Below are 19,688 nucleotides of genomic sequence, written 5' to 3' on the forward strand. Positions count from 1 at the left end.
GAAATGTCGGAGCGCAAATAATCTCATAAAAACGTTTGCGCAAACGTTTTTATGAGATTATAACGGATTTCAGAGAACAGAACTGAGATGGATGTCGTGAAGAAATCTGCTTTGTTAAATTCTGATATTACACGGGTCATTGGCACAATGGGTCATGGTGATGGGTTGGCCATTGCTGATGCCGGATTGCCCATTCCATCTTCAGCCCAGCGTATTGATCTCGCCCTGACCCAAGGCGTTCCAGCTTTTTTGCCAACCTTGTCGGTTATTGGAACGGAATTGTTCGTCGAGAAGGTTTTGCTGGCAAACGAAGTGATCGATGTCAGTCCTGATTTTCATGCAGCGCTTCTTGTCCAAGTCAGGGATCTGTCCGAAAAGCAGGGCAGCGCGATTTCTATCGATTATCAGTCTCATGAAACCTTCAAGACGCGTTTGGCTGATTGCAAGGCCGTGGTCCGCACTGGGGAATGTACCCCTTACGCCAATATCATTCTCTATTCCGGGGTGACCTTCTAGCGATTGGCGAATGGGAGAAAGACAATGACGGCACTTCTGGAACTGGAACAGGTAAGTAAGTCTTTCTCGACGGTGTCTGTGCTCAAGCAGATTGATTTTCGCGTTGATGCAGGCCGGATTGTGGCGCTGGCTGGTGAGAATGGTGCCGGCAAATCCACCATGATGAAACTCATCACCGGCATTTATCCTCGTGATGAAGGTGTGATGAGGCTCGGTGACCGTGAGGTCAATTTCTCCTCTGCCCGACAGGCCATGGATGCCGGGATCGCGATGATCCATCAGGAACTCAATCTTCTACCAGAACTGAGCGTTGGTGAGAATATATTCCTTGGCCGCGAGCCGACTGATGCATTTGGTCGTATCCTCTGGAGTGAGATTGAAAGTCAGTCCCGCCGTTGGTTGGAAGAATTGAAGCTGAGCATTGATCCAAAGGAAAAGCTCGCCAATCTCTCCATCGCGCAGCAGCAGATGGTGGAAATTGCCCGAGCGCTTTCCATGAATGCCGACATCATCATCATGGATGAGCCAACCGATGCACTGACCGATATTGAGACCACGATCCTTTTTGAGATTATGGATCGCTTGCGCCAGAGCGGAAAAGGTTTGGTTTTTATCTCCCACCGCTTGGGAGAGATTTTTCAGATTTGCGATGACATTGCTATTCTGCGTGACGGCCAGATGGTGCATCAGGGACCGGTTGCTGAGATCAGCGAAGATGATTTGATCCGCCATATGGTTGGGCGCGAACTGACGGACCAGTATCCTTACGAAGCATTGCAGCGCGGTGATGTGCGTCTTTCAGTCTCTAATCTGGTTGCCCATAATGTGAAGGGTGTTTCCTTTGAAGCTCATGCTGGTGAGGTTCTTGGCTTTGCCGGTCTGGTCGGAGCAGGGCGAACCGAACTAGCCAAGGCCATTTATGGTGCCAATTCAGTCAAATCCGGAAGCATAGAGATTAACGGCAAGTCCTGTCGTCTGAAATCTCCCCAAGACGGAGTAAAGGCGGGCATCGGCTATGTGACGGAAGATCGAAAGCATGAAGGCTTGATCCAGATGCATGCCCTAAGTGCCAACATGTCTCTGACCGGTCTTTCGCGATTTCTCAATCGCCTTGGTATTCTTGATAAGGCCAGTGAGCGAGAACAGATTGAAAAATATATCAAGGCCTTCTCGGTGAAGACCCATGGCATGGATGCCCAAATTTCACAATTGTCCGGGGGTAATCAGCAAAAGGTCTCCATCGCCAAATCCCTGATGCCACGTCCGGATATTCTTATTCTTGATGAGCCGACACGAGGCGTGGATGTCGGTGCTCGTCGAGAAATCTATACCCTCATCAATACACTCAAGAGTCAAGGTTTGTGCATTTTGCTGATGTCGTCCGACATGCCCGAATTGCTCGGTATGTCAGATCGCATCCTGGTGATGTCCGAAGGCAAGCTGACCGGGGAATTTTCCCGTGACGAAGCCGATCAGGAAAGCATCATGCGCTGCACCGTTGCCGAACATGTCTAGGAACCGATTTCCATGAACCTGAAATCCTTCTTTTTCAATAACATTCCGCTGTTCGGCCTGCTGGTGCTCATGGCATTGGTCGCCATGATCAGCCCCAGTTTCCTGACGGTTGACAATCTTCTGAACATTCTGCGGCAAACGTCCGTCAATGCGATCATCGCAGCTGGCATGACCTTCGTCATTCTGACAGCAGGGATTGATTTGTCCGTTGGCTCAATCTTGGCTTTTGCAGGCGCGATCTGTGCCTCCATGATTGCCATGGATATGCCAATCTTTGCAGCTTTCTCTGCAACCATTGCCATTGGTGCCGTGCTTGGAGCTACACAGGGCAGCATCATCAGCTATTTTGGCGTTCAGCCATTCATCGCAACCTTGGTGGGCATGACGATGTTCCGGGGGGCGACCTTGGTTTATACCAATGGTCGCCCAATTTCGACCGGGGATTTTGATGTTGCCGAGACCTTCTATCAGTTGGGTGGTGGCTATATAGCGGGCATCCCGGTGCCGGTTGTTATGGCCTTTGTGGTTTTTGTGGGTTGCTGGTTCATTCTCAATCACACAGCTATCGGGCGCTATGTCTATGCCATCGGCGGCAATGAGCAAGTGGCCAAGTTGGCCGGTATCAATGTCAACCGCGTCAAGATCATTGTCTATGCATTGTCCGGTGCACTGGCGACTCTCGCCGGGTTGGTTTTGACCGCCCGCCTGGAATCCGCCCAACCAACGGCGGGTCTTGCCTATGAGCTGGATGCCATCGCAGCCGTTGTGCTTGGAGGAACGTCCCTCGCTGGCGGTAAAGGGCGCATCACGGGTACTTTGATCGGTGCGCTCATCATTGGCACGCTCAACAATGCGCTCAATATTCTCGACGTCTCATCCTATTACCAGATGATCGCCAAAGGCGGCGTCATTCTTCTTGCCGTGATGCTGGATCAGCGCGGCAAGGCGGACAGATAAGCAGACCCAATACACTTTTATTCAGACACTATATACAGGGAGTGAAATCATGAAAAAGTTTATCGGTATGGCACTGGCAACCAGCCTGATGCTTGGCACCTCCGTTTCCGCCAAGGCTGAGGAAACACTGGCGCTGGTCATCTCCACCTTGAACAATCCGTTCTTCGTGACCCTCAAGGAAGGCGCTGAAAAGAAAGCGGCTGAGAAGGGTTATAAATTGTTGGTTCTGGATAGCCAGAATGATCCTGCGAAGGAACTGGCCAACGTTGAGGATGTGCTGAACAAGAAGATCTCTCTTATGATGATCAATCCGACAGATTCTGACGCTGTGCGCAGTGCCATCAAGGCAGCGAACCGCAAGAATGTGCCGGTTGTGACCCTCGATCGTGGTGCCAATGGTGGTAAGGTTGCCTCCCATATTGCTTCTGATAATGTTCAGGGCGGCGAGATGGCAGGTAAACTCATCGTTGATATGCTGAAAGGTAAGGGTAAGGTCGTTGAACTACAGGGCGTGCCTGGCACTTCTGCTGCTCGTGATCGCGGCGAAGGTTTCAACAAGGCCGTTGCCATGGCATCTGGTATTGAAGTGGTTGCAAGCCAGGCCGCTGACTTTGACCGCACCAAAGGCCTGAATGTGATGGAAAACATCCTGCAGGCTCAGCCAGAGATCAATGCGGTCTTTGCTCATAATGATGAGATGGCGCTGGGTGCAATCAAGGCGATTGAAGCTGCCAAACGTGACATTTTGGTCGTCGGTTTCGATGGCACCGATGATGCCGTTTCTGCCGTGAATGAAGGTACTCTTCTGGCAACGGTTGCCCAGCAGGCTGCGAAAATCGGTTCCATGGGTGTGGATGTGGCAGAACAAATTCTCAAAGGTGAGAAAGTTGCCGACTATACTCCGGTAGCCTTGAAGGTTATCAAGAAATAAAGGATAGTCCGGCTCCGCAACTTATGAGAGCTGGATTCTTGAATCTGGATCCGGTGCCGATAAGCGCCGGATCATCAACCTCGATCACTGTGGGTGGACATGATAAGTATCAAAGATGTGGCGCGAGCCGCCGGAGTCTCTCCCTCCACCGTGTCTCACGTCATCAACAAGACCCGATTTGTCGCGCCTGAAACCAAGGTAAAGGTTGAAAAGGCCATCGACGAGCTGGGCTACCAGCCAAGCTCTCTGGCCCGTGCTTTGAAGATCAAGAGCACCCGTACAATCGGCATGCTTGTCACCTCCAGTACCAACCCCTTCTTTGCCGAAGTTCTTCGTGGTGTGGAAGAGGGCTGCTACCACAATGATTACAGCCTCATCCTTTGCAATTCCGGCGATCAACATGAGCGTCACATCAGCTATCTCAAGGCTCTGATCCAAAAGCGTATCGACGCGCTCATCGTCATGACGACGTTGGCCGATGAGATTTTTTACGAAAAGCTCGCGGCATTGGACAGTCTGCCAAAGGTTGTTCTGGATTCCGAGCAAACCGGTTTTGCCTGCACCATTGGTGACGATTCCGTTCATGGCGGTGAATTGGCAACCGAGTTTTTGCTCAAGCGCGGCTTTAAGCAGATTGCCTGTTTGACCGGGCCTGCGGGCCATCCTCGTTCGCGCGATCGTCTTCGTGGTTTTCATCGCGCCATGAACGAAGCCAAGGTTGAAGTGAATTCGAGCCTGATTATTGAAAGTGAATTGACCGCTCCTGGTGGTTATGAGGCCATGAGTAAGCTGTTGCAATCAGGTCAGCAGGTTGAAGCTGTCTTTGCTTTCAACGACATGATGGCAATTGGTGCCTATAAAGCTGCGCAGGAACGTGGTTTGGCAATCGGCAAGCATATCTCGATCATAGGCTATGATAATCTCGAATTGTCCAAATATATCACCCCAACGCTGACCACGGTAAACCAGCCAAGCTATGAATTGGGGCTGAAAGCGGCAGGTCTGCTGATCGACCATCTGGAGAATAAAAGCGAGCTCCCAAAAGTCATTGAGATGGAGCCAAGCTTGATTGTTCGTCAGTCTGTTGCAGATAAATTCGAATAAAACCCGATACTCTTACAAATCCAAGGAAGCCTCATGTCCATTTCAGTGTTTGGCAGCATCAATATCGATCTGACTACCTATGCTCAGACACTTCCGGCTCCCGGTGAGACTTTGCTGGCGGACCGTTATGTCCTCGGTCTTGGTGGTAAGGGCTGCAATCAAGCGGCGGCTGTTGCCAAATTGGGCGCTGATCCTGTTCTGGTTGGGCGTGTGGGTGTCGATAGTTTCGGTAAAAGCGCTCTGGAAGAAATTGGCAAGCTTGGCTTGTCCACCTCTCATGTTCATATTGATCAAGACAATAATAGCGGTTTGGCCGTGATCGGCGTTGATGCCAAGGCGGAGAACTCCATTTCCGTGATTGGCGGAGCCAATATGGCGATTGATCAAAGTGATGTCGCTCGAGCCGACGATGTATTCAAGGCTGTCAACATTCTGCTTTTGCAAATGGAAATTCCACTGAAGGCCGCAATGCAGGCTGCTGAGAAGGTACGTACCAATGGCGGATTGGTCGTACTGGATCCAGCTCCAGCCCCAAAGGTTGGATTGTCGGAAGATATTCTCGGACACATCGATATCATCACACCGAATGAGACGGAAACAGAAATCCTGACCGGAATTCGCCCAAGGAATCGTGAAGAAGCGGCGCAAGCCGCTCGCCTGTTGCGAGAGAGAGGCGTTTCAATTGCTATCATCAAGCTGGGTGCAAAGGGGGTCTATTTCCAAAGTAGCCATGAAGAAGCTTTCGTGGAGCCGTTCAAGGTCAGCAGTATCGATAGCGTTGCTGCGGGAGATTGCTTCAATGGCGGTTTGGCCTTCGCGTTGGATGAAGGCATGCCATTGGTTGAGGCTGTTACCTTTGCTTCAGCCTGTGGGGCGCTTTCCACCACAAAGAAAGGGGCATCCGCTTCTGCCCCAACCAGAGAAGAGGTTGAAACACTTCTTAGGTCTTGCATGTTCAATCCGTGAGGTCATCAGGTATAGGATATAGTAGTGCATCACCATTCTTATAATTTTACCTTTTGATAAAATTATAAGAATGGTGATGCTATTGGTAATTAAAAAATTAGTTGTAATATCTGATTGTGCTCTTTTGGGGTTGTTATGGCGAATAAGGATTTTAGCTAAGATTTTTATGATGTAGAGAAATTTTTCTAAATATTATTTTTCAAAATAAGAATATATGAAAAGTATCTCCTAAAATTGATATGATAGGCTCATTCAATCGGCTTGTGTTGAAAATTTGTCCAGCCATATCAAATATCTATTCTGAAGATTATTATTATTATTTTTTTACCAATTGATAAATTTAATTTATCCACTAGAATATCCAAAACCAAGATTGGTATCCTGAAAAGAATAGCGGCCCTGTGGCTGCTTTTTTGCGGTCGCGAACAGCCCGACTTCAGAAGTATCAAGGGGAGGCGCCTGATATGGTATTTGATCTGATCATTCGAAATGCATCCTTACCGGATGGGCGCACAGGTGTCGATATAGCTTGCGACAAGGGATATATCGCATGTTTGGAACCCAATATCAGTGCCGAGGCGGTAGAGGTAATTGACGCCCACTCCATGCTGGTTTCACCGCCCTTTGTGGATTCCCATTTCCATCTGGATGCCACTTTGTCTCTTGGACGACCCAGACTGAACAGATCGGGCACCTTGTTGGAAGGTATCGCTCTTTGGGGTGAGTTGAAACCACTTCAGAGTGTTGAGGAAATTGTGGCAAGGGCGCTTCGCTATTGTGATTTGGCTGTAAGTCAGGGGTTGTTGGCCATTCGCACTCATGTGGATGTGAGCGATCAGGACCTGAAAACCGTCGAAGCCCTGTTGCAGGTTCGTGACAAGGTGAAAGATTATATCGATTTGCAATTGGTGGCCTTTCCCCAGGATGGAGTGTTTCGCGCCAAAGGGGCTGATGAGCATCTTTTGCGAGCATTGGATATGGGGGTGGATGTCGTGGGAGGCATCCCGCATTACGAACGTACCATGGCGGATGGAGCCCGGTCGGTGCGTTGGTTATGCGAAGTGGCTGCGGAGCGCGGGTTGCAGGTCGACATGCATTGCGACGAGTCTGACGATCCGCTGTCACGACATATTGAAACTCTGGCCTATGAGACCCAGCGTTTGGGTTTGCATGGACGGGTTGCGGGTTCGCATCTGACATCCATGCATTCGATGGACAATTATTTTGTTTCCAAACTGATGTCATTGATGGCGGAGGCGGGCGTGCAGGCAATCGCCAATCCGCTGATCAATATCATGCTGCAGGGGCGTCATGACACCTATCCCAAAAGACGGGGGCAGACACGGGTGCGTGAATTGCGCGATGCGGGCATTTCTGTGGCCTTCGGGTCTGATTGTGTCATGGATCCCTGGTATTCATTAGGATCGGCAGACATGTTGGAGGTCGCTTCCATGGGGCTGCATGTGGGGCAATTGTCGTCACGAGAAGACATGCGTTGGTGCTTTGATGCGGTGACGGAAATTCCGGCACGGATCATGGGGTTGGAGGGATATGGCCTGAAAAAGGGCAAAAAGGCCGATATGGTTTTGTTGCAGGCCCATGATCCGATTGAGGCCATCCGCATGAAGCCCAACCGGCTGGCGGTGATCCGTGCAGGCAAGGTCATTTCCCAAATGGAGAGGCGCGTTGCGCATCTGGCATTGAGTGATCGGCCTGCATTACTTGATCCGACAGATTATCGCCCTCAAGAATAGCAATGCCTCTGTTCTGTCCGGAGGTATTTATTTGGCAGGCAGAGTTTCAAATCATAGAGCAAGGCCAAGACAATCAAAAACCCATAAATCGAACATTCCAGAATCTTGAACGGAGGTTGATCATGAAGAAATATCATATCAATAGAAGACGCTTTCTTAAAACCGGGGCGACCTTGGGCGCTGTTTCATTGCTTCCAGCGCCGGTGGTGTTGGCACAATCGCCTGTTAAGGTTGCTGGAATTCACTCTTCTCCGGTAGAGAATGCTTGGAATTCTCGCTTGCATGTTGCAATGCTGGAAGCGGCAAAACGTGGCGAAATCGATTATGTCTTTTCCGAAGGGATTGCCGGAACCGATTATTCCCGTGCGATGCGCGAATATGCAGAGCAAGGTGTCGAGGTGATTGTCGGGGAGGCCTATGCGGTCGAACGTGAAGCAAGGCAGGTGGCGGGTGATTATCCCGATACGACCTTCCTCATGGGCTCAAGTGGCAAACCTCATGGTGATAATTTTGCAACCTTTGGAACCTGGAATCATGAAGCGGCCTATCTGTGTGGCATGCTGGCAGGAAAGATGAGCAAGTCCGGAATTTTCGGTTCGGTCGGGGCTATTCCCATTCCTGAAGTGAACATGCTCATCCATGGTTTTCGTCAGGGTGTGAATGCGGTGCGTCCGGATGCAAAACATCTGATCAATTTCATTGGAACGTTTTTTGATCCTCCCAAGGCACGGGAGGCCGGTTTGGCACAGATTGATTCCGGTGCGGATATTCTATTTGGGGAGCGTATTGGTACTGCCGATGCTGCCAAGGAGCGTGGCATCAAGGCCATTGGATCGCTCACTGATTATTCTGCTCGCTATCCGGAAACAGTCTTTTCCAATGCCATCTGGAATTTCGGGGCCATTCTTGCAGCGGCTCTGGCGGATCGCAAGGCGGGCAAATCCAATGGTCAGGAATATACCCGTTTTGGCCTCATGAAAGAGGGCGGCAATGATATCAGCTATGTGAAATCCATGGTGCCTGCCGATGCCATCGAGCCGATGGAAAAGGTAAGAGCCGCCATCAAGGCAGGTGAGTTTGAGGTGAAGATCGATTTCAGCGAACCAACTTGATCCTCTGTTCATTGATGGTTGGCGTGAGACAGTCCCACGCCAACCCTTTGTCATATCTCTGAAGGAGGCATGGACATGGCTGAACCTGTCGTGCTGCATTTGGATTCGATTACCAAGCGTTTTGGATCTTTTGCCGCCAATGATGCCATTTCGATCGAACTGCGTCGCGGCGAAGTGATTGCCCTTCTGGGGGAGAATGGCGCAGGCAAGACGACCTTGATGAACATACTGTTCGGGCATTATGTGCCAGATGAAGGAGAGGTCTATATCGAGGGCAGAAAAATTCCCCATGGGAAACCCAAAGAGGCCATAGCTGCAGGAGTGGGTATGGTGCATCAACACTTTTCGCTGGCCAAGAATTTAAGCGTGCTTGAAAATGTTATGACCGGGACCGAACCCCTGAGCAGCTGGAGATCGGAAACGGCAAAGGGTAAGCGCAAGCTTAAAAGTCTTGAAGAGAAGTTTGGCCTGCTTGTCGATACAGATGCCCGGGTGGGGGATTTATCGGTTGGGGAGCAGCAGAGGGTGGAGATTCTCAAGGCTCTTTACAATAATGCGCGCATTCTGATTTTGGATGAGCCAACGGGCGTCCTCACCCAACAGGAGGCTGAGGGACTTTTCAAGACCTTGCGAGCCATGGCAAAGGATGGCTTGTCCATCATTTTTATCTCGCACAAATTGCATGAGGTTATGAGTGGGGCCGACAAGGTGGTCGTGTTGCGCGCAGGCAAGGTGATTGCGGAGCGAAATACAGATGCAACCAGTAAGGAAGAATTGGCGGAACTAATGGTTGGCCGTCAGGTGGAACGTCCGGTACGCGAAGCTTCCAAGCCCGGAGACGTGGTTGTCCAGGCGCGTGATGTAGCCTTGCATGCTGGTTCTACGGCGCGCCTTACAGATATCACTTTTGATATTAGGGCAGGTGAAGCCCTTGGAATTGTTGGTGTTTCGGGTAATGGTCAGGCTGCACTTTGTGACCTGGTTGCCGGTGTGGCACATGCCGATCACGGAACCTTTGAGATCAATGGCCGCGAAGTCAGTCACATGACACCTCGTGACCTCAGTTCGATGGATGTTGGACGTACGCCGGAAGATCGTAACAGTCAAGGTGCTGTCGGAGAGTTGACGCTCTGGGAAAATGCTGTTCTGGAGCGGATCAATGATAGACGTTTTTCCAAACATGGTTTTTTGAACAAGCGCGAAGGGCGATCCTATTGTCAGGATCTGATTGATCGTTTTGATGTGCGCGGTGGTACGCCCAACAGCCGGATCAGTCTCTTGTCGGGTGGTAATATGCAGAAATTAATCCTTGGAAGAAGTCTGTCCAAGCACCCTGTCTTTCTTCTGGCCGCGCAACCGACCCGAGGGCTTGATGAAGGTGCCATAGCGGCTATTCATCAGGATATTCTTGAGGCCCGAAAAAATGGCACTGCAATTTTGCTGGTTTCGGAAGATCTGGATGAAGTGGTGTCACTGTCTGACCGGATCATGGCGATCCATGGGGGTCGGTTGTCACCGGCGGTGGATGCAAAAGAGGTGGACTCGCGTCAACTGGGTTTGATGATGGCAGGTGAATGGGGAGGCCTGGGCTGATGCGTATAGAGCGACGGGAAACACAATCGCGATCCTTGATGTTTATCGTGCCCTTGTTGGCAGTGGTGGCTTCGCTGGGCTTGGCGGGTATTCTGATTGCCTTGGCGGGGGCGCCTGTCTTTTCTGCCTATAAAGCTCTGTTTTTGGGAGCATTTGGGTCGAAGTTTGCCATAACGGAGACACTGACCCGGGCTACGCCCTTGATTGTTACCGGATTGGCGGCGGCGGTCGCCTTTCGCGCCCGGATCTGGAATATCGGGGCGGAGGGGCAGTTTTATATGGGCGCGTTGCTGGCAACGTTGCTTGGCTTCCAGAACTTTCTTGATCTTCCGAGCTTTGCTCTGATTCCCTTGCTGATTCTGGCCGGAGCTGTTGCCGGAATGGTGATGCTTGTTATTCCTCTTGGTTTGCGGTTGCGTTTTGGTGTCGATGAAGTGGTGACAACCTTGTTGCTCAACTTTGTTGTGTTGTTGTTTGTTTCCATGATGCTGGATGGTCCGATGAAAGATCCATTGGCTTTTGGCTGGCCGCAATCGGTGCCCGTGGTTGATGAAGGATTGTTGCCCAAGATTGTTGAACGTTCGCGTCTGCATCTTGGTCTGATCATAGCGATTGGTGCGGCTCTGCTCGTCTATGTTCTGAACTCCTACACGGTGTTTGGCATGGAATCCAAAGCCGCTGGCTTCAATCCCATGGCTGCGAGATTTGCAGGGGTGCCATTTGAGAAAACGCTGATCAAGGTTGCATGCCTGTCCGGTGGCCTGGCCGGGCTTGCGGGTGCAGTGGAAGTCTTGGGGGTCAAGGGTCAGGTTTCCAATGATCTTTCCGCTTCTTTTGGTTATGCGGGAATTGTTGTGGCCATGCTTGCAAGCCTCAATCCCATAGGAGTTATTTTTGCCGCGATCTTTACTGCCACGATGTTTGTTGGCTCTGAAAGCATGAGCCGGACATTTGGCATTCCCAGCTTTATTGCCGATGTGGTGGTCTCGCTTTCCCTGATCACCATGCTGGTTGCCATCTTTCTCTCCAACTACAGGATCCGCCGATGACCGATATTATCGATATTCTCTTTACGGTTGGGTTATGGTCCTCTGTTTTGCGTATTGCCACACCGCTTATTTTCGGGACGCTTGGAGCCCTGTTGTGCGAACGGGCCGGAGTGCTCAATCTGGGTATTGAAGGAATCATGACCTTTGGTGCAATGATTGGATGGTTGGCCGTTTTTCAAGGGGCAGATCTTTGGACAGGGTTGCTGGTTGCAGCTCTGTGCGGTGCTCTGTTTGGCTTGCTGCATGCCAGTCTGACGGTAACCCTTGGCCTGTCTCAGCATGTGACAGGTCTGGGAATCACGCTCTTTGCATCCAGTTTCAGTTATTATATTTTCCGTATTGCTATTCCGGCCCAGAATACACCACCCACAGTGGAGCCATTCCAATCTCTTGATATACCATTTTTATCTGACCTTGCTTTTGTCGGCCCAGCTCTGTTCACTCAAACTGCCCCAACCTATCTGGCTATTTTCGTGGCCTTGATCATGGCTTATCTGCTAGCCAGAACCCCTCTTGGACTGGCCATTCGCATTACGGGGGAGAACCCGCATGCAGCAGAAGCGCAAGGCGTTGACCCCATTCGCGTGCGTTATGGTTCAGTCATCGTGGGCAGTGCATTGATGGCAGTGGGTGGGGCATTCTTGACGCTTTCCGCTTTCAATTCCTTCTTTCCTACCATGATGCAGGGGCGAGGCTGGATCTGTATTGCGCTGGTGGTCTTTTCTACCTGGAAACCAAGCAGAGCGATTTTGGGAGCAGTTTTATTTGCCTTGTTTGATGCCTATCAGCTGCGTCTTCAAAATGTGCTGGGTCAGGCCGTGCCTTATCAGATCTTTTTGATGATGCCTTATTTGCTTTCCATTCTGGCGCTGGTCATCATGTCTCGCAGTGCTCGTGTTCCTCAAGCCTTGATGCAGCCTTATCGCAAGGGAGAACGATAGAAGAGTTTTCGCGCATCGTGAAACAGGATTTGAGAATGAGCAAAGACAGGATGATTTGTCAGAAAGCAGTTAATCGCCAAGTGGTTGAGGGCCTGTGCGGCCATGATAGGCCGTCAAAGATGCTCGGATGCGGCGCAGATTTTCGTTGGTTCTGTCCGATAAAGTCTGTGCCACTGCCAAGGCAAGTGCATCAATGAGTATCAGATGTGCATATCGTGATGCAGTGGGCTTATGAATGTCCGGATCTTCCGGCAGGTTCGCTACAATGGCGATATCCGCCAGATTGGCGAGGGAAGTATTTGGCTTGGTGATGCAGATAACCTTGGCGCCATAGCCCGATGCAATTTCAGCTGCACTCAGAATTTCCCGCGCCTCGCCGCTATTGGAAACCAGCAAAAGAGTATCCTGTGTTTCCAGCGTCGCTGCTCGCATTTGCAGCATATAGCTATCATTCACTGCAATTGATGGAATGCCGAGCCTGAAAAAACGATTGGCTGCTTCATGAGCCACCATGGCTGAACCCCCACCGATGCCAGCCAAGAGCAATTGTCTGGTTTGGATTAATTGTTCTTTTGCTGCATCCAGAATTCCCGGATCTATCTGTTGGCGCATCACATTGGCAGTTGCATAAAGCGCGCCCAGAATGTGATCGACCGCAGTTTCGCTATTAACCGGGCTGGTTGTGGTGCCTGGATCCAGATATTGCAGACTTACAGCCAGATTTTGTGCCAAGCGCAGTTTGAAATCGCGAAAGCCATCACATCCCAGAGATCGGCAAAAGCGGATCACGGTCGGGGTACTCACCGCGCATGCTTGTGCCAGTTGCGCAATCGTCATCGATGAGATGCTCTCGAGATTGACGCTTACATAATTGGCGACCTTCTGCTCTCGTGCTGCAAGTTGACCATTTTTCTGCCGGATGGCCGAAATCAGATCGATTGCTGGCTTATCCAGCATCTCAGCCTTACCTGTGCCACCATCCGTCTGATCACTTCTCTCACTCATGGTTTGCTTTCGTGTGTCTTATCCGACTCATTACCAGTGCTTTTGTACTTTAAGTACATTTATTATTCAAATTTATGACCTTTAGATCTCAAAATGTATCAAAAATGTACTTAAAGAACAAATTTTCATTGACAATATCGGATTTTGCCATCATTTTTCTATCTTAATTACAAAATTGTCTCTGGGAGGAGAGAATGAAAGATTGGACAGGGCATCTAAGCCGACGCACCAATCAAGCCGTGGAGGCCATCGTAGCAATATTGATGGCGGCACTGGTTCTTGATGTTTGGCTTGGCGTGGTGGATCGATATTTCTTTCACTGGCAGCTGCCTTGGCCTGAGGTTCTGGCAAGATATCTGATGATCTGGGCTGCCATGCTCGCTGTATCCTGCGGCATAGCCCATAGAGAACATATCGGCCTGACAACTTTTGTCTTCATGATGCCACTAAAGCTACGTCGCCTGGTTCTGATCATCATGGACCTGTTGGCACTTGCTCTCTTCGCCTATCTCTTTTGGTTCGGGCTTGGATTTGCCCAAAGCGGTGCCAACCGATTTGCGATGATATTTGGTGCGAGCCTTCGCCCATTCTATGCCGCTATTCCAGTCGCAGCCGCTCTCGCATGTTTTCAGTTGATGCTCGTTCTCATTCGAGATCTTGGAGAGCAACTGGAGCTGGACCCCGATCAGGATGACCCGCAAGCACAAACCACCGGACCTGCACAATGATTGTTGGATTGACCTTTGTTGGCTTGATCATTCTGGGTATGCCCATCGGCTTTGCGATTGGTTTGGCCGGGCTTGTCGGTCTCATCGATATGGGCGGCAGTCAGTTCCTGGCCGTAGGACCTGGTAAGGTTTTCAATGGCTTGAACATATTTCCCTTCCTAGCCATGCCATTCTTCATCCTGGCCGGCGAGATCATGAACCATATCGGGATTACGGATCGGTTGGTAAAGCTGGCGCAGGTTCTGGTTGGCCATTTCAGAGGCGGGCTCGCGCACACGAATATGCTGGCCTCCGTTTTCTTTGCAGGCTTGACCGGGTCTGCGACTGCGGATGCCGCCGCTTTTGGTCGAACCCTTGTTCCAGCGATGGTCAAGCAGGGCTACAAACGGGACTATGCCTGTGCGGTCACTGCAGCGGGCTCAATCATCGGGCCGACCATTCCACCGTCTGGATTGATGGTGGTCTATGGATCTTTGATGGGAGTTTCCATCGGTGGCCTGTTTGCAGCAGGTATTCTGCCCGGATTGGTCATTTGCGGAATTTGCATGATGGTCATTGCGCTTGGGGCCAAACGCAACAAGCTGCCAAAGTCCGAGGAAAGTGCAGGTTTCAAAGAAATCATCGACACTTTCATCTCATCTTTCACGGCTCTGATGATGCCAATCATCATTCTGGGCGGCATTCTGGGTGGGATCGTCACCCCAACTGAAGCTGCATCCATTGCCGTTGCTTATGCTCTTTTCATTGGCACCTTTGTCTATCGCACGCTGAGCTTTGGTGCGCTCTATCGCATGCTGGTCAGCACTGCTCGTATTACCGGCGTGATCTTTGTGATCATTGCTTTTGCCGGAATTTTGGGATGGTGGATGAGTTTCGAGCGTATACCTCAGGCAATCGCGGAATCCATTCTGGTTATCTCCGACAATCGCTATGCGGTCATCGCAATTATCATTGGCACATTGCTGGTGGTCGGCATGGTCATGGATATCACCGCCATCCTGATCATTCTTGCCCCTGTTCTGGTGCCGTTGACTGAGCAAATCGGGCTTGATCCCATTCATGCGGGTATCGTTTTCGTTGTGGCGCTCAATATTTCTTTGATGACGCCGCCGGTAGGAGCCTGTCTCTTCGTGCTCTCCTCAGTTACCGGCGAAAAGCTGGAACGCATAGCCGTCAAGCTGATGCCATTCCTGCTGGCAGAGGTCGCCATACTCTTCATCTTCGCATTCTGGTCGGACGCAGCGCTCTTCCTGCCGCGCCTGTTCGGGTTTGCCAGCTAAATCAAAGGTCGAAAGACCATCAATTCACCAATACCTGTCTCAATCTAGTGGAGGATTAAAGAATGAAAAAGGTATTCAAGGGACTGGCCGTTAGTCTTGTTGCACTTTGTGCCGCAACAAGCGCCATGGCAGACGGCAAAGTTCTGAAGTTTGGCCATGACAACAAAGCTGATCCGTTTGAGAATCCGGCCCATGCTTGTACTGCTGTCTTTTCCAATATTGTCGGTGCAGACACGAATGGTAAGGTCAAGGTTGAAGTGTTTCCATCCAACCAGCTGGGCTCAGCAGCCGAGCATGTCCAAATGGTTCGAGATGGTGTCATTCAGGCCACGTTGACCTCAACCGGTGCCTTGGCCAGCTACTATCCGCGCATCGATGTACTTAACTTGCCATTTGCATTTGGCAGCAATGCCGCCACCTATAATGTGTTTGATGGTGAATTTGGCAAGACACTGGCCGACGATATTGAAGCAAGCCTTGGTGATGTCGTGGTGCTTGGTTTCCCAGATACTGGTGGCTTCTTTGCCGTTACCAACTCCAAGCGCAAGATTGCTGATCTGAAAGACTTTGACGGTGTGCGCATTCGTACGATGACCCTGCCATCTCATCAGGCCATCATCAACGCTTTGGGGGCTGAAGCTTATCCGCTGAGCTGGGGTGAAGTTTATTCCGGTCTTCAGACTGGTGTGATCGATGGGCAGATGAACCCGGTTCCGATTATCTCCTTCGCCAAATTTTCTGAAGTACAGAAATATATGACGCTGACCAACCACCTGTTCTCGCCTTACACCTTCATGGTCAATCGTGCTTTCTATGAGGGCTTGAGCGATCAGCAACAGGCAACCTTGCGCTATGCGGCACAAAGCTGTGTTGCTGCGAGCCGTGGTTTGTCTCGTATCATCGAAGCGTCTGATCGTGGTTTGGCTGGTTTGATGGACAAGATTGAAGTGACTGCATTGTCAGATGATCAGCGCAAAGCCATGGCCGGTGCAACACAGCCTGCCTTTGAGAAACACATCAAGGAAAATCAGGATGCAAAAGCTGGCGAACTGCTGACGCTGTTCAAATCTGAAGTCAAAAAGGCCAATGACGCGAGCTATATCGACTAGTTCACAAGCGGGCAGGTCATTGTACTGAATGACCTGCCCCTGAGTGGAGTGTCAAAGCCCCACTTCTCACGACACATATGTCATGGCAGGCCGCTATGAGTGAAGCCCTACGGCCTGCCGCATTACTTTATCAGACAATGAGGGATGGAACAGCCGAACTTTTTATCTGGTCTGTCAAATCCCAAGGATTTTCGAATGCGGGTTTTTTGCGCCTCTATCGCAACCGAGACCAATACCTTTTCGCCGTTGCGCACGGATCTGAGTGATTTCACCCAGAGTTTCTACGCGCCTCCGGGAAGCCATCCGGAAACTCCTACTCTCTGCACCGGAATTTTCCCTGAATTGCGTCGGCGTGCTCGTGGCGGGGAAATCGAGTTGATTGAGGGCACCGCAACCTGGGCGGAACCTGGTGGCTTGGTGAATGCCAAGACATGGCATCATCTTCGCGATGAAGTTCTTGGCCAATTGCGCGCAGCCTTGCCGGTGGATGCAGTTCTTCTGGGACTGCACGGTGCCATGATTGCTGATGGATGCCTTGATTGCGAAGGAGAACTCCTCAAAGCGGTGCGAGAGATTGTTGGGCCAAATACCAAGATCGGCGCCAGTTTTGACCCCCATAGCCATTTGAGCGAAAAGCGGGTGATGAATGCTGATGTCATCACCGTGTTCAAGGAATTTCCCCATACCGATTTTGTCGAAGCCGGGGAGGCCTGTGTGGATCTCACCTTGCGGGCTGCCCGCGGTGAGATCTCACCTCATATCTCGGTGTTTGATGTACGCATGATGGATGTCTTGCCGACCAGTCAGGACCCTATGCGAGGTTTCGTTGATAAAATGAAAGCGTTTGAAGCAGCCGGCGAAGCTTTGTCCATATCGACTATTCACGGCTTCATGGCAGGCGACTCTCCTGATCTGGGTGCAAAGATCATTGTCATTACTGATAGCGATGCTGCCCATGGGGATGACTTGGCACAGGCGCTGGGCCATGAATTGTTCAGCTTCCGAGGGCGTGCGCGACCAGAATTCCTGGAACCGCTTGATGCTCTGAACAAAGCTCAGGCATTGTGCGGGAGCTCGAACAAACCTGTCGTGATCGCAGATGTTTGGGACAATCCAGGTGGCGGTGTCGCTGGAGATTCGACCATTCTGGCAAGGGCTGTACTGGAACAAGGACTGCAGAATGTTGCGCTTGGCACCATCTGGGATCCCATGGCTGTTCGTCTTTGTCAGGCCGCAGGCGAGGGCGCGAGTTTGGAGCTTAGATTTGGTGGAAAGACGTCAGCCCGCGCTGGCAATCCTATCGATGCCACCGTCGAAGTTTTGAAAATCGTGCCCGATGCAGTGCAGTCATTCGGGGCGTCCATTGTTCCGCTGGGGGATAGTGCGGCCATTCGAGTGGATGGTTTGGAAGTTGTCCTGAATTCCAATCGTTCGCAGGCATTTTCGCCTGATCTTTTCACCAATATGGGGATTGATATTGATGAAAAGGATCTTCTGATCGTGAAGAGCACCAACCATTTTCATGGTGCCTTTGCTCCCATTGCGTCCCATATTTTGTATGCAGCGGTAGATGGGCCTTACCCGAATGATCCACGGATCAACGGATACCGGTCACTGAAGCGGGCTATCTGGCCGCTGGTCGAAAACCCACATGAGATTGTCTCATCTGAACAACAAATAAGACTGTGATTGCGTTGCTTGTCTCTACCCGTATACAAGATTGGGTAAGAGACAGGAGGAATGGATGTCACAGTCGCTGGATTTGGAAAAGATTGCTGTCAGTGCTCTATCGGGGCTTTCAAAAGGCATGCGCGGTTCGCAATCTGATTTGGCAGTCTCGAATGTTGCCAAACAAGGCTGGAACATTCTGAACGAGGATCTGCCTTTTCCTCTTCCTGTCATCAAGCTCTCAGCATTGGAGAAGAACCGCGCCTATATGCGTGCTTTTTTGAAGCAAACAGGGGCTTGGATTGCACCACATGGCAAGACATCCATGGCGCCTCAGTTGTTCCAGATGCAATTGGATGATGGAGCGTGGGCGATTACAGTTGCCACTGCGCACCAGATGGCAGTTTGCAGAGAGTTCGGTGTCTCGCGCATTTTCATGGCCAACCAGCTGGTTGGGAAGCAGAATGTCGATTATGTCATCAATGCCTTGAAGGATGACCCGAATCTGGATTTCTATTGTCTGATCGATTCCGAGGCTGGAGCGCGCCTTCTGGCCAATGCTGTGAAACAGCATGGCTTGTCTCGTCCCCTCAATGTCCTGATCGAGATGGGGATGGAAGGTTATCGCACCGGATTTCGGTCTGTATCAAATGCTCTTGAACTGGCCCGAACAATCAAGCTCGAACTTCCTGAACTCAGCCTTCGTGGTGTGGAGGGATATGAAGGTGTCTTTTCCGATTGCTGCGTGAAGGGCAAGGAGGACAAGGCACAAGAGTTGTTCGCCAAGATGCGCGCTCTCGCCAAACGTGCAGATGATGAGAAACTGTTTGCTGATGGGCCGATCATACTGACAGCCGGGGGCAGTGACTTCTATGACTTTGCTGCCAGAGACCTTGCCATCGATATGGAGACGCTGAATATCCAGATCGTCATTCGCTCTGGTTGCTATCTCACCCATGACGATCTCTTTTATGAGCGCGCCCAGCAGCGCTTGAAGGAACGCTCTCCAGAATTTGCCAACATCGATCCCGGTCTGACCCCAGCGATCGAAGTTTGGGGTTGTGTTCAATCAAAACCTGAAGAGAGACTAGCTTTTGCCTCCTTGGGCAAGCGCGATATTTCATTTGATTTTGAGCTACCAACCCCGACAGGACACATGAAGTCAGGTAAGCCGGACAGTCATTGCTCCTTGTCAGAGGAATATTCAGTGTTACGCCTCAATGATCAGCATTGTTATGTGCAATTGCCAGCGGACAATGACATTGAGGTCGGCGATCTGATGAGTTTCGGAGTGGCACATGTCTGCACCACCTTCGATAAATGGCAGTATCTGATGCTTGTCGACGATGACTATAATGTCGTAGGGGCTATCCGCACCTATTTTTAGATCTGATGTAATGAAGTGTGCCGCTGATCAAGGGAACAAAGTGACCAGCGACATGGTTGTATCAAAGGCGATG

Annotated in this window: 17 protein-coding genes; 16 read left to right on the forward strand and 1 reads right to left on the reverse strand. The window is 50.8% G+C overall.

The window, feature by feature from the left end:
- Nucleotides 1-87 precede the first annotated feature (87 nt).
- From rbsD to CRO57_RS16425, 11 genes are all read left to right on the forward strand, one after another.
- Nucleotides 88-516, forward strand: coding sequence for a D-ribose pyranase (gene rbsD / locus CRO57_RS16375; protein ID WP_244580128.1), 429 nt, complete (start codon nucleotides 88-90; stop codon nucleotides 514-516).
- Nucleotides 517-540: 24 nt separating this feature from the next.
- Nucleotides 541-2,031, forward strand: a complete 1,491-nt coding sequence (locus tag CRO57_RS16380; protein ID WP_097154568.1) for a sugar ABC transporter ATP-binding protein — start codon at nucleotides 541-543, stop codon at nucleotides 2,029-2,031.
- Nucleotides 2,032-2,043: 12 nt separating this feature from the next.
- Nucleotides 2,044-2,988, forward strand: coding sequence for a ribose ABC transporter permease (gene rbsC, locus CRO57_RS16385; RefSeq protein ID WP_097154569.1), 945 nt, complete (start codon nucleotides 2,044-2,046; stop codon nucleotides 2,986-2,988).
- 49 nt (nucleotides 2,989-3,037) lie between these two features.
- Nucleotides 3,038-3,919: a ribose ABC transporter substrate-binding protein RbsB gene (gene rbsB, locus CRO57_RS16390; RefSeq protein WP_097154570.1), complete on the forward strand. Its 882-nt coding sequence runs from the start codon at nucleotides 3,038-3,040 to the stop codon at nucleotides 3,917-3,919.
- 99 nt (nucleotides 3,920-4,018) lie between these two features.
- Nucleotides 4,019-5,023 carry a substrate-binding domain-containing protein gene (locus CRO57_RS16395; RefSeq protein WP_097154571.1) on the forward strand — a complete coding sequence of 335 codons (1,005 nt, stop codon included), beginning with the start codon at nucleotides 4,019-4,021 and terminating at the stop codon, nucleotides 5,021-5,023.
- A 33-nt stretch (nucleotides 5,024-5,056) separates the two neighbouring features.
- Nucleotides 5,057-5,989, forward strand: a complete 933-nt coding sequence (rbsK, locus tag CRO57_RS16400; protein ID WP_097154572.1) for a ribokinase — start codon at nucleotides 5,057-5,059, stop codon at nucleotides 5,987-5,989.
- A 464-nt stretch (nucleotides 5,990-6,453) separates the two neighbouring features.
- Entirely contained in the window at nucleotides 6,454-7,743 is a 1,290-nt protein-coding gene (locus CRO57_RS16405; protein ID WP_097154573.1) for an amidohydrolase family protein, read from the forward strand.
- Between the two features lie 119 nt (nucleotides 7,744-7,862).
- Nucleotides 7,863-8,855: a BMP family protein gene (locus tag CRO57_RS16410; protein ID WP_425291289.1), complete on the forward strand. Its 993-nt coding sequence runs from the start codon at nucleotides 7,863-7,865 to the stop codon at nucleotides 8,853-8,855.
- 75 nt (nucleotides 8,856-8,930) lie between these two features.
- A complete protein-coding gene (locus tag CRO57_RS16415) occupies nucleotides 8,931-10,448 on the forward strand; it encodes an ABC transporter ATP-binding protein (RefSeq protein ID WP_097154574.1) in 1,518 nt (505 codons plus the stop codon).
- The gene (locus tag CRO57_RS16420) at nucleotides 10,448-11,497 is read left to right on the forward strand and encodes an ABC transporter permease (RefSeq protein WP_097154575.1); all 1,050 of its coding nucleotides are present in this window, start codon (nucleotides 10,448-10,450) and stop codon (nucleotides 11,495-11,497) included. Before CRO57_RS16415 ends, CRO57_RS16420 begins: the two co-directional genes overlap by 1 nt.
- Nucleotides 11,494-12,438 carry an ABC transporter permease gene (locus CRO57_RS16425; protein ID WP_097154576.1) on the forward strand — a complete coding sequence of 315 codons (945 nt, stop codon included), beginning with the start codon at nucleotides 11,494-11,496 and terminating at the stop codon, nucleotides 12,436-12,438. Before CRO57_RS16420 ends, CRO57_RS16425 begins: the two co-directional genes overlap by 4 nt.
- A 69-nt stretch (nucleotides 12,439-12,507) precedes the next feature.
- Here CRO57_RS16425 and CRO57_RS16430 read toward each other — a convergent pair whose 3' ends face one another.
- Nucleotides 12,508-13,443, reverse strand: a complete 936-nt coding sequence (locus CRO57_RS16430) for a MurR/RpiR family transcriptional regulator (protein ID WP_097154577.1) — start codon at nucleotides 13,441-13,443, stop codon at nucleotides 12,508-12,510.
- A gap of 194 nt (nucleotides 13,444-13,637) precedes the next feature.
- Between CRO57_RS16430 and CRO57_RS16435 the strand changes: the two genes are divergently transcribed.
- The 5 genes from CRO57_RS16435 to CRO57_RS16455 all read left to right on the forward strand — a co-directional run bounded on the left by CRO57_RS16435 (nucleotide 13,638) and on the right by CRO57_RS16455 (nucleotide 19,615).
- Nucleotides 13,638-14,171 (forward strand): TRAP transporter small permease, encoded by a 534-nt coding sequence (locus tag CRO57_RS16435; RefSeq protein WP_210200908.1) that lies wholly within the window; start codon nucleotides 13,638-13,640, stop codon nucleotides 14,169-14,171.
- Nucleotides 14,168-15,451, forward strand: a complete 1,284-nt coding sequence (locus CRO57_RS16440) for a TRAP transporter large permease (RefSeq protein ID WP_097154578.1) — start codon at nucleotides 14,168-14,170, stop codon at nucleotides 15,449-15,451. Before CRO57_RS16435 ends, CRO57_RS16440 begins: the two co-directional genes overlap by 4 nt.
- A 62-nt stretch (nucleotides 15,452-15,513) precedes the next feature.
- On the forward strand, nucleotides 15,514-16,560 hold the full coding sequence (locus tag CRO57_RS16445) for a TRAP transporter substrate-binding protein (RefSeq protein WP_097154579.1): 1,047 nt from the start codon (nucleotides 15,514-15,516) through the stop codon (nucleotides 16,558-16,560).
- Between the two features lie 195 nt (nucleotides 16,561-16,755).
- A complete protein-coding gene (locus tag CRO57_RS16450) occupies nucleotides 16,756-18,249 on the forward strand; it encodes a M81 family metallopeptidase (RefSeq protein WP_097154830.1) in 1,494 nt (497 codons plus the stop codon).
- A 55-nt stretch (nucleotides 18,250-18,304) separates the two neighbouring features.
- On the forward strand, nucleotides 18,305-19,615 hold the full coding sequence (locus tag CRO57_RS16455) for an amino acid deaminase (RefSeq protein WP_097154580.1): 1,311 nt from the start codon (nucleotides 18,305-18,307) through the stop codon (nucleotides 19,613-19,615).
- Nucleotides 19,616-19,688 lie beyond the last annotated feature (73 nt).

Source organism: Cohaesibacter gelatinilyticus (assembly GCF_900215605.1).
Taxonomy (GTDB): Bacteria; Pseudomonadota; Alphaproteobacteria; order Rhizobiales; family Cohaesibacteraceae; genus Cohaesibacter; species Cohaesibacter gelatinilyticus.

Excerpts from the sequence above, each read along its gene's own strand:
- rbsD (WP_244580128.1), top strand. The coding sequence starts at position 88 with ATGGATGTCGTGAAGAAATCTGCTTTGTTAAATTCTGATATTACACGG.
- CRO57_RS16380 (WP_097154568.1), top strand. The coding sequence starts at position 541 with ATGACGGCACTTCTGGAACTGGAACAGGTAAGTAAGTCTTTCTCGACG.
- rbsC (WP_097154569.1), top strand. The coding sequence starts at position 2,044 with ATGAACCTGAAATCCTTCTTTTTCAATAACATTCCGCTGTTCGGCCTG.
- rbsB (WP_097154570.1), top strand. The coding sequence starts at position 3,038 with ATGAAAAAGTTTATCGGTATGGCACTGGCAACCAGCCTGATGCTTGGC.
- CRO57_RS16395 (WP_097154571.1), top strand. The coding sequence starts at position 4,019 with ATGATAAGTATCAAAGATGTGGCGCGAGCCGCCGGAGTCTCTCCCTCC.
- rbsK (WP_097154572.1), top strand. The coding sequence starts at position 5,057 with ATGTCCATTTCAGTGTTTGGCAGCATCAATATCGATCTGACTACCTAT.
- CRO57_RS16405 (WP_097154573.1), top strand. The coding sequence starts at position 6,454 with ATGGTATTTGATCTGATCATTCGAAATGCATCCTTACCGGATGGGCGC.
- CRO57_RS16415 (WP_097154574.1), top strand. The coding sequence starts at position 8,931 with ATGGCTGAACCTGTCGTGCTGCATTTGGATTCGATTACCAAGCGTTTT.
- CRO57_RS16420 (WP_097154575.1), top strand. The coding sequence starts at position 10,448 with ATGCGTATAGAGCGACGGGAAACACAATCGCGATCCTTGATGTTTATC.
- CRO57_RS16425 (WP_097154576.1), top strand. The coding sequence starts at position 11,494 with ATGACCGATATTATCGATATTCTCTTTACGGTTGGGTTATGGTCCTCT.
- CRO57_RS16430 (WP_097154577.1), bottom strand. The coding sequence starts at position 13,443 with ATGAGTGAGAGAAGTGATCAGACGGATGGTGGCACAGGTAAGGCTGAG.
- CRO57_RS16435 (WP_210200908.1), top strand. The coding sequence starts at position 13,638 with ATGAAAGATTGGACAGGGCATCTAAGCCGACGCACCAATCAAGCCGTG.
- CRO57_RS16440 (WP_097154578.1), top strand. The coding sequence starts at position 14,168 with ATGATTGTTGGATTGACCTTTGTTGGCTTGATCATTCTGGGTATGCCC.
- CRO57_RS16445 (WP_097154579.1), top strand. The coding sequence starts at position 15,514 with ATGAAAAAGGTATTCAAGGGACTGGCCGTTAGTCTTGTTGCACTTTGT.
- CRO57_RS16450 (WP_097154830.1), top strand. The coding sequence starts at position 16,756 with ATGCGGGTTTTTTGCGCCTCTATCGCAACCGAGACCAATACCTTTTCG.
- CRO57_RS16455 (WP_097154580.1), top strand. The coding sequence starts at position 18,305 with ATGTCACAGTCGCTGGATTTGGAAAAGATTGCTGTCAGTGCTCTATCG.